This is a genomic window from Luteibacter sp., assembly GCF_036500425.1.
Classification (GTDB): Bacteria; Pseudomonadota; Gammaproteobacteria; order Xanthomonadales; family Rhodanobacteraceae; genus Luteibacter.
On the sequence record NZ_DASYCB010000074.1, the window covers coordinates 93130 to 108594 of the forward strand.

At 65.1% G+C, this 15465-nt stretch carries 15 protein-coding genes and 1 riboswitch; of the genes, 11 read left to right on the top strand and 4 right to left on the bottom strand.

What is annotated here, in order from left to right; all coding sequences use genetic code 11:
- Positions 1-16 precede the first annotated feature (16 nt).
- Together dapB and VGN46_RS18125 are read left to right on the top strand one after the other, a co-directional pair.
- The gene (dapB, locus tag VGN46_RS18120) at positions 17-811 is read left to right on the top strand and encodes a 4-hydroxy-tetrahydrodipicolinate reductase (protein ID WP_331645796.1); all 795 of its coding nucleotides are present in this window, start codon (positions 17-19) and stop codon (positions 809-811) included.
- Between the two features lie 120 nt (positions 812-931).
- Positions 932-1124: riboswitch (yybP-ykoY riboswitch) on the top strand.
- A 28-nt stretch (positions 1125-1152) separates the two neighbouring features.
- Positions 1153-2163, top strand: a complete 1011-nt coding sequence (locus tag VGN46_RS18125) for a sodium:calcium antiporter (RefSeq protein ID WP_331645798.1) — start codon at positions 1153-1155, stop codon at positions 2161-2163.
- A 90-nt stretch (positions 2164-2253) separates the two neighbouring features.
- On the opposite strand, the gene VGN46_RS18130 is transcribed toward VGN46_RS18125, so the two are convergent.
- The gene (locus tag VGN46_RS18130; protein ID WP_331645800.1) at positions 2254-2946 is read right to left on the bottom strand and encodes a 2OG-Fe(II) oxygenase; all 693 of its coding nucleotides are present in this window, start codon (positions 2944-2946) and stop codon (positions 2254-2256) included.
- A gap of 211 nt (positions 2947-3157) precedes the next feature.
- Between VGN46_RS18130 and carA the strand changes: the two genes are divergently transcribed.
- From carA to greA, 3 genes are read left to right on the top strand one after another with little or no spacing between them, the layout of a single operon-like run.
- Entirely contained in the window at positions 3158-4297 is a 1140-nt protein-coding gene (carA, locus tag VGN46_RS18135; RefSeq protein WP_331645802.1) for a glutamine-hydrolyzing carbamoyl-phosphate synthase small subunit, read from the top strand.
- Between the two features lie 54 nt (positions 4298-4351).
- On the top strand, positions 4352-7579 hold the full coding sequence (gene carB, locus VGN46_RS18140) for a carbamoyl-phosphate synthase large subunit (RefSeq protein WP_331645804.1): 3228 nt from the start codon (positions 4352-4354) through the stop codon (positions 7577-7579).
- The gene (gene greA, locus VGN46_RS18145) at positions 7576-8058 is read left to right on the top strand and encodes a transcription elongation factor GreA (protein ID WP_331645806.1); all 483 of its coding nucleotides are present in this window, start codon (positions 7576-7578) and stop codon (positions 8056-8058) included. Before carB ends, greA begins: the two co-directional genes overlap by 4 nt.
- Positions 8059-8151: 93 nt before the next feature.
- On the opposite strand, the gene VGN46_RS18150 is transcribed toward greA, so the two are convergent.
- From VGN46_RS18150 to VGN46_RS18160, 3 genes are all read right to left on the bottom strand, one after another.
- Complete coding sequence (locus VGN46_RS18150; RefSeq protein ID WP_331645807.1) at positions 8152-9045, bottom strand: RNA polymerase sigma-70 factor; 894 nt, start codon at positions 9043-9045, stop codon at positions 8152-8154.
- A gap of 221 nt (positions 9046-9266) precedes the next feature.
- Positions 9267-9698 (bottom strand): cupin domain-containing protein, encoded by a 432-nt coding sequence (locus VGN46_RS18155; protein ID WP_331645809.1) that lies wholly within the window; start codon positions 9696-9698, stop codon positions 9267-9269.
- Between the two features lie 25 nt (positions 9699-9723).
- Positions 9724-10203, bottom strand: coding sequence for a carboxymuconolactone decarboxylase family protein (locus VGN46_RS18160; protein ID WP_331645811.1), 480 nt, complete (start codon positions 10201-10203; stop codon positions 9724-9726).
- Between the two features lie 167 nt (positions 10204-10370).
- Here VGN46_RS18160 and VGN46_RS18165 point away from each other — a divergent pair, with 167 nt between their 5' ends.
- The 6 genes from VGN46_RS18165 (at position 10371) to VGN46_RS18190 (ending at position 15266) form a co-directional block, all read left to right on the top strand.
- Entirely contained in the window at positions 10371-10640 is a 270-nt protein-coding gene (locus tag VGN46_RS18165) for a sigma factor-like helix-turn-helix DNA-binding protein (protein WP_331645813.1), read from the top strand.
- Positions 10637-11644, top strand: a complete 1008-nt coding sequence (locus tag VGN46_RS18170; RefSeq protein ID WP_331645815.1) for a LysR family transcriptional regulator — start codon at positions 10637-10639, stop codon at positions 11642-11644. The genes VGN46_RS18165 and VGN46_RS18170 overlap by 4 nt, the downstream gene beginning before the upstream one ends.
- 76 nt (positions 11645-11720) lie before the next feature.
- Positions 11721-12485 (top strand): SDR family oxidoreductase, encoded by a 765-nt coding sequence (locus VGN46_RS18175; protein ID WP_331645817.1) that lies wholly within the window; start codon positions 11721-11723, stop codon positions 12483-12485.
- A 16-nt stretch (positions 12486-12501) separates the two neighbouring features.
- On the top strand, positions 12502-12993 hold the full coding sequence (locus tag VGN46_RS18180) for an Ohr family peroxiredoxin (RefSeq protein ID WP_331645819.1): 492 nt from the start codon (positions 12502-12504) through the stop codon (positions 12991-12993).
- 162 nt (positions 12994-13155) lie between these two features.
- The gene (locus tag VGN46_RS18185; RefSeq protein WP_331645821.1) at positions 13156-13467 is read left to right on the top strand and encodes a hypothetical protein; all 312 of its coding nucleotides are present in this window, start codon (positions 13156-13158) and stop codon (positions 13465-13467) included.
- A 5-nt stretch (positions 13468-13472) separates the two neighbouring features.
- Positions 13473-15266: a GGDEF domain-containing protein gene (locus tag VGN46_RS18190; protein ID WP_331645823.1), complete on the top strand. Its 1794-nt coding sequence runs from the start codon at positions 13473-13475 to the stop codon at positions 15264-15266.
- Positions 15267-15465: the final 199 nt, after the last annotated feature.

The window sequence follows — 15465 nt, forward strand, 5'->3', positions numbered from 1 at the left end:
GTTTAAGGCCAGCCCCATGACCCGCCCCGTCCGTCTTGCCATCAGTGGCGCCTCTGGCCGCATGGGCCTCGCGCTGCTCAGCCTGGTGCGCGATGACGAACGTTTCGAACTGGTGCGCGCGGTGGTCTCGGCGCAGTCGGCGCGGCTCGGTAAGGCGGCCTACGGCGATGTTTCCGACCTGCGCTTCACCACATGGGATGGCGCTAGCGGTATCGATGTCGTGATCGACTTCAGCGGCCCCGATGGCCTCGGTGCCGCGCTGGACGTATGCGGAGCCACCGGCGCCGCCCTCGTGACGGGCACGACCGGCCTCGACCAGGCCATGGAAGATCGCCTTAGCCACGCCGCCGAGCGGATCGCCGTGCTGCGTGCCGCCAACTTCAGCCTCGGCGTGGCCGTGCTCACCCGCTTGCTGCGCGAAGCCGCCGCTGCGCTGCCGGGCTGGGATATCGATATCGTCGAAGCGCACCACGGCCGCAAGGAAGACGCCCCCTCAGGCACCGCACTGGCCCTGGGCCATGCGGCCGCCGCAGGCCGGGGTGGGAAGCTCGACGATCTGGCTGTCTATGCCCGCGAGGGCCGCCCAGGTGCCCGTGAGGCCGGCACCATCGGCTTCGCCGTGGTTCGCGGCGGGGACATCGTCGGTGAGCACCAGGCGCTGATCATGGGGCAGGGCGAGCGCATTGAGCTCGGCCACCGCGCCACCGATCGCAGCATCTTCGCCCGCGGCGCGCTCGAAGCCGCCGCCTGGATGGCCGGCCGCGCGCCCGGCAACTGGACCATCGAGGACGTCATCGCCGCAAAGGTCTGAGCTCAGGCCTCGCCGTAACCCTGTAGGAGCGCGCTTGCGCGCGATAGGGCTTATCGCGAGCACCCATCGCGCGCAAGCGCGCTCCTACACGGGCTTGCTCGAAACCGTGTTAACATTCGCCCCGATGTCATTGGGGAGTAGCCATCCTCGTTCCCCCTGAGGAGTTCGCGTCAACAGACTTGGTGGTCTCCGGACCCCATGGCGCGAACGGCAGTAGCGTGTGGAGAGCACGCTGCCGGCCCGGCGAGACCTTTGGCCATCGACATGCTTACCCGAGGCCGGGCGAGCGGTGTCGTTGTGCCATCGGTTTTTCGCGCGCTCGCCCGGCCTGAAGCTCTTCCATGCTGCTGACAACCTTCCTCTTCCTGGTTTCGGCCGGGGCCATCTATTTCACCTGCGAATACTTCGTCAACGGCGTCGAGTGGTTCGGGCGCAAGTTGAGCCTGGGCGCCACAGCGACCGGTACGGTCCTCGCCGCGTTTGGCACCGCTCTTCCTGAAAGCGCCGTCACGTTCGTCGCCGTCATGTTCGGCAAGACGCCAGAGGCGCGGGACATCGGCGTCGGCGCCGCCCTGGGTGGCCCACTGGTGCTGGCCACCATCGCCTACGCCGTCGTAGGTTTCGCTTTATATGCCGGGCGTAAGCGCCTGAATCGCACCGACTCCCGCGTCCGCGTCGACCACCAGCGCCTCGCCCGCGACCAATCGTGGTTCCTCGCCATCTTTGTCGTGAAGGTAGGCCTTGGCCTGATCGCCTTCGCGTGGAAGCCCTGGCTTGGCGTGCTCTTTCTGCTCGCCTACGGCATGTACGTCTGGCGCGAGATGCGCGACGACAGCTCAGCGCCCGAGGGCGAGGATGCATTGGAACCGCTCTCGTTCCGCCCGCACGATGCCGATCCGGCCATGAAATGGGTCCTTCTGCAGACCGGCCTGGCCCTCATCGTGATCGCCATCGCCTCGCGCGTGTTCGTCTGGCAGCTAGAAGCGTTCGGTGAGTTCTTCCACCTGTCGCCGCACCTGGTCGCCCTGGTGCTCAGCCCGGTAGCGACCGAGCTGCCGGAGACAGTGAACGCATTGATCTGGGTGCGCCAGGGCAAGGAACGGTTGGCCCTGGCCAATATCTCCGGCGCGATGATGATCCAGGCCACCATCCCGAGCTCGCTGGCGCTGTTCGCGACGCCGTGGCTGTTCGATACACCGCTGATTGTCGCCGGCGTGATCACCATGGTGGCGGTCATCTCGCTGTGGGCGATGTTCCGCCGCGGGGCGGTCGAGGCACGCTGGCTGATGCCGATTGGGGCGCTATATGGCGTGTTCGCCCTGTTCGTCGCCTGGTATTTCGGCAAGGGCTAACCGCGACCACCCTGTAGGAGCGCGCTTGCGCGCGATGGGTGCTTGCCGCACCCCCATCGCGCGCACGCGCGCTCCTACAGGGTGGCTGGTTTAGTCGCGGTGGGAGGCGCTGCGGTCGCGGTCGGCGCCGACCTTGCGGTCGAGTTTGCCGAAGAGTTTCTTGAATGCCCGGGAGAACTTGCCGCGCTTGGTCTTGCGGGCCTTCTCCTCTTCCGAGGTGAGCCAGGCGACCTGGATCACCCGGCGCTCGCCCTCATAGGGCAGGTGGCCGTGGAACGAGTTCTCGGCCCGGCGGAACACGGCGAATTCCCCATACAGTGGCTTCAGCTCCGGCGCGACCACGTCATCGATATTGTCGATCGACGCCAGGAAGCGTAGGCAGCCATCACTGGTATCCGGCCACATCGGGTTGAGGTAAATCAGCGCGGTGGCGACCTTCGATTTGCTATCGGTGTGGATCGTGCCGTGGCGGCGGTTGAGCAGCCGGCACAGGGTCACCAGGGTCGGATAATCCTCCAGCCCTTCGATATTCAGGTGGCGGCCTACGGCTGCCGAGAACGCACGCGAGGTCATCTGGCCCACCAGCTCGTTCACCGAGGGGCCGCAATCCGATGCATCGTAGGGAAAGAAGCCGGCGCTGGAGTACTGCGGGAAGTCGCGGTCGAGCTCGCCGCGGGCTTCGTCAGGCAACTGGCCGTGGGCGATCATGAACGAGAAGGGCTCGTGCCGGGTGTCGGTGTCGGGACGGTCCAGGCGGGCGGGGTCGAGCAGCATGGCGGGCATTTCTCGGTCAGGTACCACTAACGGCCATTGTATCGTGCCAGAACGAGGCCCCGGCGCGTAATCCTACGTAGTTGTTCAGTCTAAGCCGGTGGACAGAAGGCCCTCTCGCGCCTACAATTCTTACCCGCCCAAACGTTCCCATTCCCAAGGCCCACGAGCCGCTATAAAAAGCAGGCTTGCGGGCTTTGCTGCACCCGAAGGCGGCCATCCCATGCGTACTCCTGCTCTGCTTGCTCTCGAAGACGGCAGCGTTTTTCACGGCCACGCGGTCGGTGCCCGCGGTGAGACCGTTGGTGAGGTGGTGTTCAACACCGCCATGACCGGTTATCAGGAAATCCTGACCGACCCGTCGTACAACCAGCAGATCGTCACCCTGACGTACCCGCACATCGGCAACACCGGTACCAACGATGTCGACGTCGAAGCCGAGCGCGTCCACGCGGCCGGCCTCATCGTGCGCGATGTCCCGCGCCTGGCCAGCAACTGGCGCAGCCAGGAACCGCTGCCGCAGTACCTGCAGCGCCACAACGTGGTCGCTATCGCCGGCATCGATACCCGCCGGCTTACCCGCATCCTGCGTGAGAAGGGCGCCCTGAACGGCTGCATCGTCGCGGGCGACGCCATCGACGTCGAAGCCGCCGTGGCCAAGGCGAAAGCCTTCCCGGGCCTCAACGGCATGGACCTGGCCAAGGTCGTCAGCACCAAGACCACCTACCAGTGGAACGAGGGTGTCTACGACCTCGACAAGCAAGCCTTCTACAACGCGCCGAAGAAGTTCCGCGTGGTGGCCTACGACTACGGCGTGAAGCAGAACATCCTGCGCCTGCTCGCTGGCCGCGGCGTCGACATCACGGTGGTTCCGGCTGAGACGCCGGCGGCCGACGTGCTGGCGATGAACGCCGATGGCATCTTCCTCGCCAATGGCCCGGGCGATCCGGCTGCGTGCGATTACGCCATCGAAGCCACGAAGCAGATCCTCGCCACGAAGATTCCGGTGTTCGGCATCTGCCTCGGCCACCAGATCATGGCCCTGGCCCTCGGTGCGAAGACGCTGAAGATGAAGTTCGGCCACCACGGCGCGAACCACCCGGTGAAGGATCACGATACCGGCCGCGTGCTGATCAGCTCGCAGAACCATGGCTTCGCCGTGGATCCGGCGACTCTGCCGGCCAATGTACGTGTCACCCATACCTCGCTGTTCGACGGCTCCCTGCAGGGCTTTGCCCTCACGGACCAGCCGGCGTTCTGCTTCCAGGGCCACCCGGAAGCGAGCCCGGGCCCGGAAGACGTCGGCTACCTGTTCGATACGTTCATTGCCGCGATGGAAGCGCACAAGGCGAAGCAGGCGTAACCCACGCCGCGCGCCAACGACCTTCCATCCAGCCTTCGATTCGCGAGAAAAACCATGCCAAAGCGTTCCGACCTAAAGACCATCCTCATCATCGGCGCCGGCCCGATCGTCATCGGCCAGGCCTGCGAGTTCGATTACTCCGGCGCCCAGGCCTGCAAGGCGCTGAAGGAAGAGGGTTACCGCGTCGTCCTGGTCAATTCGAACCCGGCGACGATCATGACCGACCCGGATACGGCCGATGCCGTGTACATCGAGCCGATCAACTGGCAGACCGTCGAGCGCATCATCGCCAAGGAGCGCCCCGATGCGGTGCTGCCGACGATGGGCGGCCAGACCGGCCTGAACTGCGCACTCGACCTCGCCGACAACGGCGTGCTCGAGCGCTACGGCGTCGAGCTCATCGGCGCCTCGCGCGATGCCATCCGCATGGCCGAAGACCGTGACCTGTTCCGCAAGGCCATGGCCGATATCGGCCTGGATTGCCCGAAGGCCGCCGTGGCCCGCTCGATGGAGCAGGCGCTCGAGATCCAGACCACCGTCGGCTTCCCGACCATCATCCGCCCGAGCTTCACCCTCGGCGGTTCGGGCGGCGGTATCGCTTACAACAAGGAAGAATTCGTCGAGATCGTCGGCCGCGGCCTTGAACTCTCGCCCACGCACGAAGTGCTGGTCGAAGAGTCGGTGCTCGGCTGGAAGGAATTCGAGATGGAAGTGGTCCGCGACAAGGCGGACAACTGCATCATCGTCTGCTCGATCGAAAACTTCGATCCGATGGGCGTGCACACCGGTGATTCGATCACCGTGGCACCGGCACAGACCCTGACGGACAAGGAATACCAGCGCCTGCGCAACGCCTCCATCGCGGTGCTGCGCAAGATCGGCGTGGATACCGGCGGCTCCAACGTCCAGTTCGGCATCAATGCCGAAGATGGCCGCGTGGTCGTCATCGAAATGAACCCGCGCGTCTCGCGCTCGTCGGCGCTGGCCTCCAAGGCCACTGGCTTCCCGATCGCCAAGATCGCCGCCAAGCTCGCTGTCGGCTACACGCTGGACGAACTGCGCAATGACATCACCGGTGGCCTGACCCCGGCGTCGTTCGAGCCGTCGATCGATTACGTCGTCACCAAGATCCCGCGCTTCGCCTTCGAGAAGTTCCCGGCCGCCGATGCCCGCCTCACCACCCAGATGAAGTCGGTGGGCGAAGTGATGGCCATGGGCCGCACCTTCCACGAATCGATGCAAAAGGCCCTGCGTGGCCTCGAGATCGGCAAGACCGGCCTCAACCCGACCGGCCTGGACATCGGCAGTGAAGAGGGCTTCCTCACGCTGAAGCGCGAACTGCGCGAACCACGCCCGGATCGCGTCTTCCATGTCGCCGACGCGTTCCGCGCGGGCCTGTCGCTGCAGGAAGTGCACGACCTCACACGCATCGATCCGTGGTTCCTCGCCGCGTTCGAAGACATCGTGATGACCGAGGGCGAAGTGCAGCGCCAGGGCCTTACCGCGCTGGACGAGCCGCGCCTGCGCGAACTCAAGCGCATGGGCTTTGCCGATGCGCGCCTGGCCGAACTGGTCGGCACCGACGAAGGCGCGCTGCGCCACCTGCGTCGCACCCTGGGCGTGCGCCCGGTGTATAAGCGCGTCGACAGCTGCGCCGCCGAGTTCGCCACCACCACCGCGTACATGTACAGCACGTACGAGGAAGAGTGCGAAGCCAACCCGACCGACAAGGACAAGATCATTGTCCTCGGCGGTGGCCCGAACCGCATTGGCCAGGGTATCGAGTTCGATTACTGCTGCGTGCACGCGGCGCTCGCCCTGCGCGAGGATGGTTTCGAAACCATCATGGTCAACTGCAACCCGGAAACCGTGTCGACCGATTACGACACTTCCGATCGCCTGTATTTCGAGCCGCTTACCCTGGAAGACGTCCTCGAGATCGTCGATCTGGAGAAGCCGAAGGGCGTCATCGTGCAGTACGGCGGCCAGACCCCGCTGAAGCTCGCGCGTGCGCTTGAAGCCGCTGGCGTGCCGGTGATCGGCACCAGCGCGGATTCGATCGACCTGGCGGAAGACCGCGAGCGCTTCCAGAAAATGATCCAGAAGCTGGACCTGAAGCAGCCGCCGAACCGCACCGCACGCAACCCTGACGAAGCGCTGGCCCTGGCCCGCGAGATCGGCTACCCGCTGGTGGTGCGCCCGAGCTACGTGCTCGGTGGCCGCGCCATGGAAATCGTCTACGCCGATGCCGATCTTTCGCGCTATATGCGTGAGGCCGTGCAGGTGTCGAACGATTCGCCGGTGCTGCTCGATCGCTTCCTCGACCATGCCGTGGAAGTGGATGTGGATATCGTGGCTGACGCCGAAGGCAACGTGCTGATCGGCGGCATCATGGAGCACATCGAGGAAGCCGGCGTGCACTCGGGCGATTCATCCTGCTCACTCCCGCCGTACTCGCTGACCCAGGAGGTGCAGGATGAAATGCGCCGCCAGGTCAAGGTGATGGCGCGGGAGCTGAAGGTCGTCGGCCTGATGAACACCCAGTTCGCCATCCAGGGCGACGATGTGTTCATCCTTGAAGTGAACCCGCGCGCCTCGCGCACCGTGCCGTTCGTGTGCAAGGCCACCGGCATGTCGCTAGCCAAGATCGCCGCGCGCGCCATGGCCGGCATCTCGCTGGTGAAGCAGGGCGCGACGAAGGAAATCATCCCTTCGTACTACTCGGTGAAGGAAGCGATCTTCCCGTTCCTGAAGTTCCAGAACGTCGACCCGATCCTCGGCCCCGAGATGAAGTCCACCGGCGAAGTGATGGGCGTAGGCCGTACCTTTGGTGCCGCGTTCGCGCGTGGCCATGAAGCGGCCGGCATCAAGGCTCCGCCGAAGGGCAAGGTGTTCATGTCGGTGCGCGATGCCGATAAGGATCGCCTGCTGCCGATCGCCCAGGAAGTCGCGGCCCGCGGCTACACCGTGGTCGCCACCTCCGGTACCGCGCAGTTCCTGCAGGACAACGGCGTGCCGGCCGAGCGCATCAACAAGGTGCTCGAAGGCCGCCCGCACATCGTCGACCTGATCAAGAACGGCGAAGTGGTCTATATCGTCAACACGACGGAAGGCAAGCAGGCCATTTCCGATTCGTTCTCGATCCGCCGCGAAGCGCTGCAGCAGCGCGTCACGTATTCCACGACGGTCGCAGGCGCGCGTGCCCTGGTGCACTCGCTCGATTTCCACGCGGAGCCGGAAGTCCACAGCCTGCAGGATCTACACAAGGAGCTAAAGGCATGAGCGCTACCCGTCCCCCGATGACCGCGGTGGGCGCTGACCGCCTGCGTGATGAGCTGGAATACCTGAAGCGCGTGAAGCGTCCGGAGATCGTGGCCGCGGTGGCCGAGGCCCGTGCGCACGGCGATCTGAAGGAGAACGCGGAGTATCACGCCGCCCGTGAGATGCACGGCTTCAACGAAGGCCGCATCAACGAGCTCGAAGCCGCGCTGTCGAACGCCGAGATCATCGATACCGAGCGCCTGACGGTCGGCAAGCGCATCGTCTTTGGTGCCATCGTCGACCTGGTTGATCTCGATAACGAGGCCGAGGTGACCTACCAGATCGTCGGCGACCTGGAAGCCGACATCAAGAAGAACCTGATCGCGGTGAGTTCACCGATCGCACGTGCGCTGATCGGCAAGAACGAAGGCGACGAATTCGACTTCAACGCGCCCAACGGCACGAAAACCTACGAAGTCAAAGGCGTCCGCTACAAATAAAAGAGGCCGAAAGGGGCCTTTTTTCGCTTGCTGTAGGAGCGCGCTTGCGCGCGATGGGTGCTTGCCGTAACCCCATCGCGCGCAAGCGCGCTCCTACACAACGTGCTTGAACCCAGCCTCGCGGTTCACGAACCGGGCCAGCTTCTCCGGATTCCGCTGCACGTGGATCGCCGTGATCTGCCCATTGTCGGTAGCAAACGTCTGCACGGATTCCAGTGCTCCCTCGAAGAACCGCAGCACGGCGAGCTCGCCGTTGACGTTCGCGATCTCCACGCGCATGCCCCGGTCGTTGCGGATGCTCGGCGCGTACAGCAGCTGCGCGATGCGCACGCCGCCCTCCATGGGTTTCGGGAAGCTGGAAACATAGCCGCCGCCGTCGCCCATGAGGACGGCATCCGGGGCCAGGATCTCGCGCATGCTGCTGAAGTCGCCGGTGGCCATGGCGCTGGCGAAGCGGCGTACGAGGTTCGCATGCAGGTTCCGGTTCACCGGGAAGCGCGGGCGTTCGTCGCGTAGCTGTTCCTTCGCACGGTGCACCAGCTGGCGGCAGGCGGCTTCACTCTTGCCTAGCACCCGGGCGACCTCCGGGTAATCCTCGTCGAACACCTCGCGCAGCAGGAAGGCGGCGCGGGCTTCGGGGGCCAGGCGTTCGAGCAAGGCAAGAAACGCCACGGAAACGTCGCTGGCCAGCTCCTGCAGGTCTTCCGGGCTGGCGCTGTCGTCGGTGAGCACCGGCTCGGGCAGCCAGATCCCCACGTACTGCTCACGCCGCGTGCGTGCGGCGCGCAGCTGGTCGATGGCCCGGCGGGTGGTCGCCGCCACCAGCCAGGCCTCGGGGTTATCAATCCCATCGATATCGGTGCCGTGCCAGCGCAGCCACACGTCCTGCACCACATCCTCAGCCTCGGGAACCGAGCCGAGCATGCGGTAGGCGATCCCATGCAGCCGGGGCCTCAGGGTGGTGAAGGTGGTTGTCGCGGAGGTCATGTCAGTCCAGACGTATCAGTACGCCGATTTGTGACATGACGATACGGCACCGTCCAGCAAGTTCCTGCGCTTTTTGACCGAACCGGGCCCTTGGGCGCCACACCCCTGTAGGAGCGCGCTTGCGCGCGATGGGTGCGCGCGGCAAGCCCCGATCGCGCGCAAGCGCGCTCCTACAGATAGCGCCACGTCACGGGCGCGGCCGGGTCACAGGTAAGGCGGCGTCAGTGGCCGGCGTCGCCGGGCAGGACGACGGGCTTGTTCTTGTCCTTCACGATGAAGACCAGGAACTTTGCCGGCTCGGTCTTGCTGGCGTTGCGACCCACGGTGTGGGTGTCGTTCGGGCCTTCGTAGAAGGTGTCACCCGCCTTCAGGTGCTGCTCGGGCTGGCCCTTCACGCCTTCGATGATGTTGCCCTGGAGCACGTAGACGATCGCGTTAGCGTCGTGGTGGTGCACGTGTTCCACCACGCCGGGCGGGTAGTCGACCGTGATGACGATGATTTCCTTGCCGGGCATGTCGGGCATGTCCTTTTGGGTCACCGGGGTGACGTTCGGCTGCACCGCCGTCGCCGCATGTTCGTCATGGGCGAGGGCGGTACCGGACCCGAACCCGGCGAGCAAACCCAGCGCGGCGATCGTGTAGATAGCTTTCATGGACGTCTCCTCTCAGTGGGGTGGATCAGCCGACGGCGACCTTGTCGAGGCCATAGGCCTTGTCCAGCGAACCTGGGACCGTGCGGAAGGCCACGTTCGCCCGGTTCCAGGCGTTGATCGTCATGATCGCGAAGGTCAGGTCAGCCAGTTCCTTTTCCGAGAACTGCTCGCGCACGGTCTTGTAAAGCTCATCCGTGATGCCATCCGGCGCCAGGTCGGTCAGCGCCTCGGTATACGCCAGCGCGGCGCGTTCACGCGGGGAAAACAGGTTCGATTCACGCCAGGTCGCGACGTGGTGCAGGCGCAGCTGGCGCTCACCACCGGCGAGGGCCTGCTTGAGATGCATATCAACGCAGAACGTGCAGCCATTCATCTGCGAAGCGCGCATATCGACCAGGTGGTGCAGGCTCGGCTCAATGCTGGCCTTGCCTTGCGCCATCGACAGTTCGACGAGCTTCTTCGTGAGTTCGGGCGACTGAACGGAGTAATCGAGACGGTTGCTCATGGATGGATCCTTGGTCGGTAGGGGGAGGGCTTCCGGGGCTTCCCGGGACGGATACAAGCTAGGCCCGGCCCCCGCGCTTCGGTAGCCACCACCGCGTGCGCACGATGTTGTTAAGAACGCACCAATGGTTCCTGTCACACGGGCAGGGGCTGCGTCGTCTGTTCTGCATGGACACCCTTAACGCCATGCAGCCAGGTTTTGCCGATACAGGCCATGACAATGGCTGTGATCGCGTATGGGTGGAATTCCAGGCCGCGCTGCAACACGTGCCTTTGTTGCCGCGGCTGGCGTTCCTGCTGAGCGATGTGCTTGGCAAACCCATCGACGAGGTCGCCCATTTGCTCGGCCGCGATATCGCCACCTGCCGCCAGCTCATTGGCGATGCCCGAACACGCCTGCGCGCCCTGCACGCGGGCGGCCACGGAGACCACCCATGAATGTCACGCCTTTCCCATCAAGCGCCCGCGTAGGCGCTGATGCGTTGACCTCGAGTTTCTCCGCCAGTTATGCCGGCGTGATCGCCTTCATCGCTGTGGTGAACGAGGGTAGCTTCGCCCGCGCCGCCGATCGGCTCGGCATTGGCCGTAGCGCGGTCAGCCGCAGCGTGCAGAAGCTGGAGCAGCAGGTAGGCGCGCGGCTTTTCTCGCGCACCACGCGCAGCACCTCGCTCACGCCGGAAGGTTCGTTGTTCTTCGAGAACTGCCAACCCGGTGTGGAACGCATCGCCCAGGCCCTGGAGGATATGCGCGAGCTACGCGAGGGGCCGCCACGCGGCCGCCTGCGCATCAGCGCCGCCGTAGGCTTTGGCCGTAAAGTCGTCGCGCCGTTGCTGCACGGGTTCCGCGCCGCCTATCCGGATGTCGCTGTCGAGCTGTTGCTGGACGACCGCCCGGCGGATTTCATCACGGACCATGTGGATGTCGCCTTCCGCAACGGGCGCATGGAGGATAGCCAGGTGATCGCCCGGCAGATCGTGCCCATGCGGATGTTCCTGTGTGCCTCGCCGGGCTATCTGGCGCGCTACCCGGCGCCGATGTCGCTGGACGATATCGCCGCGCACGAGTGCCTGGGCTACCGCCTCGCCAACGGGCGCACCTTCGACTGGGAATTCCGGGTGGACGGGCGTGACCGCAAGGTACGCCCGGCCTCCATGCTCTCCTTCAACGATGCCGACCTGGTGCTGCAGGCCGCCCTGGATGGCGAAGGCCTGGCCCAGCTGGCTGGATACCAGGTCTGCGACCACCTCAAGGCGGGGCGGCTCGTCGCCTGCCTGCCGCAGCACGCACCCGACGATCGCGGGCACTACGTGTGTTACCTCAGCCGCCAGCAGATGCCTTCGCGCATACGCGTTTTCGTCGATTACATGATCGCGGGCATCCGCGCGCTGGATTTCGATTGCGGCGACGACAACCGGATTGGTGCCTGCGTGGCAACACGGTGAGGCCGCGTGCAGGGCTAGCCGCCCCAAGGGGGCACGCTTAGCCTTGCCCTACCATGTCACTGCGCTGGAGACGGCCATGAAGATCCTCGTTATCGGCGGTACGGGCCTCATTGGCAGCAAGGTGGTGGCGCGCCTGCGCGCGCAGGGGCATGACGTCACTGCGGCTTCGCCTTCCACCGGTGTGAATACGCAGACGGGGGAAGGCCTGGACGCCGCCATGACGGGTGTCGATACGGTGGTCGATGTGGCGAATTCACCGTCGTTCGCGGCGGACGATGTCATGCGTTTCTTCACCACGGCGGGCCGTAACATCGCGGCCGCTGAGAAAAAAGCGGGCGTGAGCCACCATGTCGCTCTCTCCATCGTCGGCACCGACCGCAAACCCGGTAACGCGTACTTCGCCGCGAAAGATGCGCAGGAGCATCTCATCCGCGAGTCGGGCGTTCCGTACACGATCGTGCGCGCGACGCAGTTCCTCGAGTTCACCGGCGGTATCGCCAACGAGGCGGGAACGGGGGCAACCATCGTGGTCTCCACGGGTGGGATCCAGCCGATCAGTTCGGAAGATGTCGCAGACGCGGTCGCCGAGGCGGCCATGGGCGAACCTCGCCAGGGCTTCACCGAGATCGCTGGCCCCGAGGCCTTCCCCATGGATGAACTGGTGCGTCGCTACCTGCGCGCGACGGGCGATCCGCGTGAGGTGAAGGGTGACCCGAAGGCACCGTACTTCGGCGGGGTTATCGGCCCGGATTCACTGCTACCTGGGCCGGGTGCCCACCTGGGCAAGGTCGGCCTTGAAGCATGGCTGGCCAGCCAGTCCGGCGTGCACGCCAAGAGCTGAACGGAGCGCCCTCGCCATGGAACCCAAGGTGCCGCATATATCGTTCCTGGACCGTTACCACGGTGATGTTTTCGAGCCGTTGTACACGGCTGATGTCACGGTCACGGGCGGCATCACCGCCCACGCCCGGGCATCGGGCGTGGCTCGCTCGTCGGATGGCGAGCTCGATGTCGAGCTGCGCATGCCCCCGGCGCTCGGCGGCCCTGGGGGCGGCACCAACCCCGAGCAGCTGTTCGCCGCGAGTTTCGCGGCTTGCTTCCATGGGGCGCTGAAGTTGCTTGCGGACCGCTCGGCGATCGTCATACCGGATGCTGCCGTAAAAGCCAGGGTCACCTTCGGCCGCGATCCGGTGGATGGCCAGTTCACCCTGGTGGCGGAGGTGCGCATCGCCCTGCCGGGCGTCGATCGCCCTCTGGCCGAGGAACTGGTCCGGCACACCGAGCGCCTGTGTCCGTACGCAAAAATGGCGAAGCAGGGCATCGACTGCACGGTCGCCCTGGAGCCCTGATCCCCGGCGCCCGTGATGGCCGTCTCGACCCTTTAGTCCCAGCCGGGTGGCCTACTTCTGCCCAACCGCGGGTGGCGGTATGATCCCGGCATGATTCGTCCTCGAGGGGAGGCGAGCCAAGCGGGCCGAAGGCAAGGCTTTTGAGCCCAAGGGACAGGTGCGATGAGCAACGTCACGGAGTTTCTCGCCCGCGTCGGGCAGGACGCGGCGCTGCGTTGCGGTTCTCCAGCCGCTCGCGAGGCGCTGCTCACGGCGATGGGCATTGACGATGATGCGACCCGTGCGGCGCTTGCCCACGGCGACGCCGAATCCCTGCGGGTTCTCCTTGGCGGGGCCAGGTTCATCGCGACGCAGATGCCCGATGGCCCGGAGCGTGAGAAGGAAGTGCCGGACGAGGATGAGGGCGACGAGGATGAGGGCAACGATCCATTGAAGAAGGTCCCCACCGATACGCCACCGGGCAAGGGACGCTGACGCCCATGCGTCGCTGGTTCCGTCACGCCGTGTTCCTGCTCGCCATGCCCTTGCTGGGCGTGGCTGGCGTGCATGCGGAAAGCGACCCGGTAGCCACGGCGAAAGCCGTCCGCATGCTCGATCAGGCGGACCAGATCAAGCACGCGGATTTCGATGGTTTCTCGCGCATGCTGCAGGATATCGAGCCGATGCGTGGCCAGCTGGATAGCGCATCCGTCTCGAAGCTGGCCTTCCTCGAAGGCTGGCGCGCCACGTGGGTGGGTGATTTCGACAAAGCCAGGGCCCTGTTGGAGGGCGTGGCCGATACCAGCACCGATACGGTGCTACGCGTACGTGCGCTGGCGACCCTGATTAACCTGTTTGGTATCGCGCATCGCTATGAGGATGCGTTCCGCCGGCTTAACCAGATGCAGGAGCTGTTGCCGTCGGTCCGTGACGGCCGCGCGCGCTTCGCGGCACTGGGCGAGGCATCGCAACTGCTCAGCTCCGCAGGCCAGTTCGATGCCGCCGAGGCCTATGCGAAGCAGATGGTGGATGACCCCCCGGTGGGCGAGGGCGAGTGCAAGGGTATGCAGCACTTGCTGCGCGCGCGTCGCGAGGCGAATCGCCTGGTCACCATCGAGCCGATGTACCGTAGCGCCATCGATGCCTGCGATAGCTCGGGCGATACGGTATTTGCCGACACCATGCGTTCGGATATCGGCTCGTTCTACCTGCACCATGGGCAGCCGAAGGCGGCGATCGAGTTGCTTCTGCCGCATCGTGATGACCTGCGCGATACCAGTTACGCGACCTTGCTGGCGGAGTTCGACGCAACGCTGGCCAGTGCGTATCTCGCGATGGATGATCTGCCTAACGCACGGCGCCTTGCGCTCTCGGCGGTGGCGGGCTCGGTGCGCGATGAATATACCGATCCGCGGCGTACCGGCTTCAAGGTGCTGTATGAGGTGGAGCAGCGGATCGGCAATGCGCAGGCAGCGCTCGCTTACCACGAGCAGTACATGGCTGCGGACAAGGCATACCTGGATGACATCAGCGCACGCAGCCTGGCGTTCCAGATCGTTGACCAGCAGGTCGTGGCGCGTAAGGCGGAAGTCGATACGCTGAACAAGCAGAATGAGATCCTGCGCTTGTCAAACGCCCTGGATCACAAGGAAGTGGAAACCGGGCGGCTTTATATTTTTGTGTTGGGCCTGACCCTGGTGGGTATCGTGGCCCTGGTGTTGCGCTTGCGTCGTTCGCAGCTGCGCTTCATGCGCATGGCACGCCGGGATGGCCTGACGGGTATCTGTAACCGCGAGCACTTCGTGGAGCAATCGGAGCGGGTGTTGGCGTATGGCGCGCGTTCGGATCGCGGGGCCTGCCTGATCTTGTTTGACCTGGATCACTTCAAGAACGTGAACGACACCTGGGGTCATGCGGTGGGTGATGAGGTGTTGAAGCGTGCGGTGGATGTGTGTCGCCGGGCGTTGCATGCGTGTGATGTGTTTGGCCGCCTGGGTGGTGAGGAGTTTGCGGTGTTGTTGCCGGATTGCAGCCCTGCGCAGGCGCGTGCGCGTGCGGAGCAGTTGCGTTTGTCGATTTCGGCGACATCGGCGACGCCTTCGCGTCCGGAGTTGGTAGTGACGGCGAGCTTTGGCGTGGCGTCGACGTTGCAATGTGGGTTTGAGCTGCACCGCCTCCTTGTCGTGGCGGATGGCGCGCTGTATCGGGCGAAGCGTTCGGGCCGCAATTGCGTGTTCATGGGCGATAGCGGGGATATCCCGGATTCGCCCTACCCGGTGGCGGCTTCGGGCTGAGCGAGCAGGCTCGCCTTCGGCTTCGCGCTTGGTCGAATCGGTTCATTCGCTGGCGCGAATGCGTGTATCTAGCGGCGTTCGCCGCCGCGTTCTTGGTGGGTCGAGGACGCGCCGGGTGGTCAGGCCCGTGGGGCCGCCAGTCGCGGACCTTCGGACCGGGCCGTAGCGCCCCCTTCGCGAAAACCGTGGTACCCGGCGG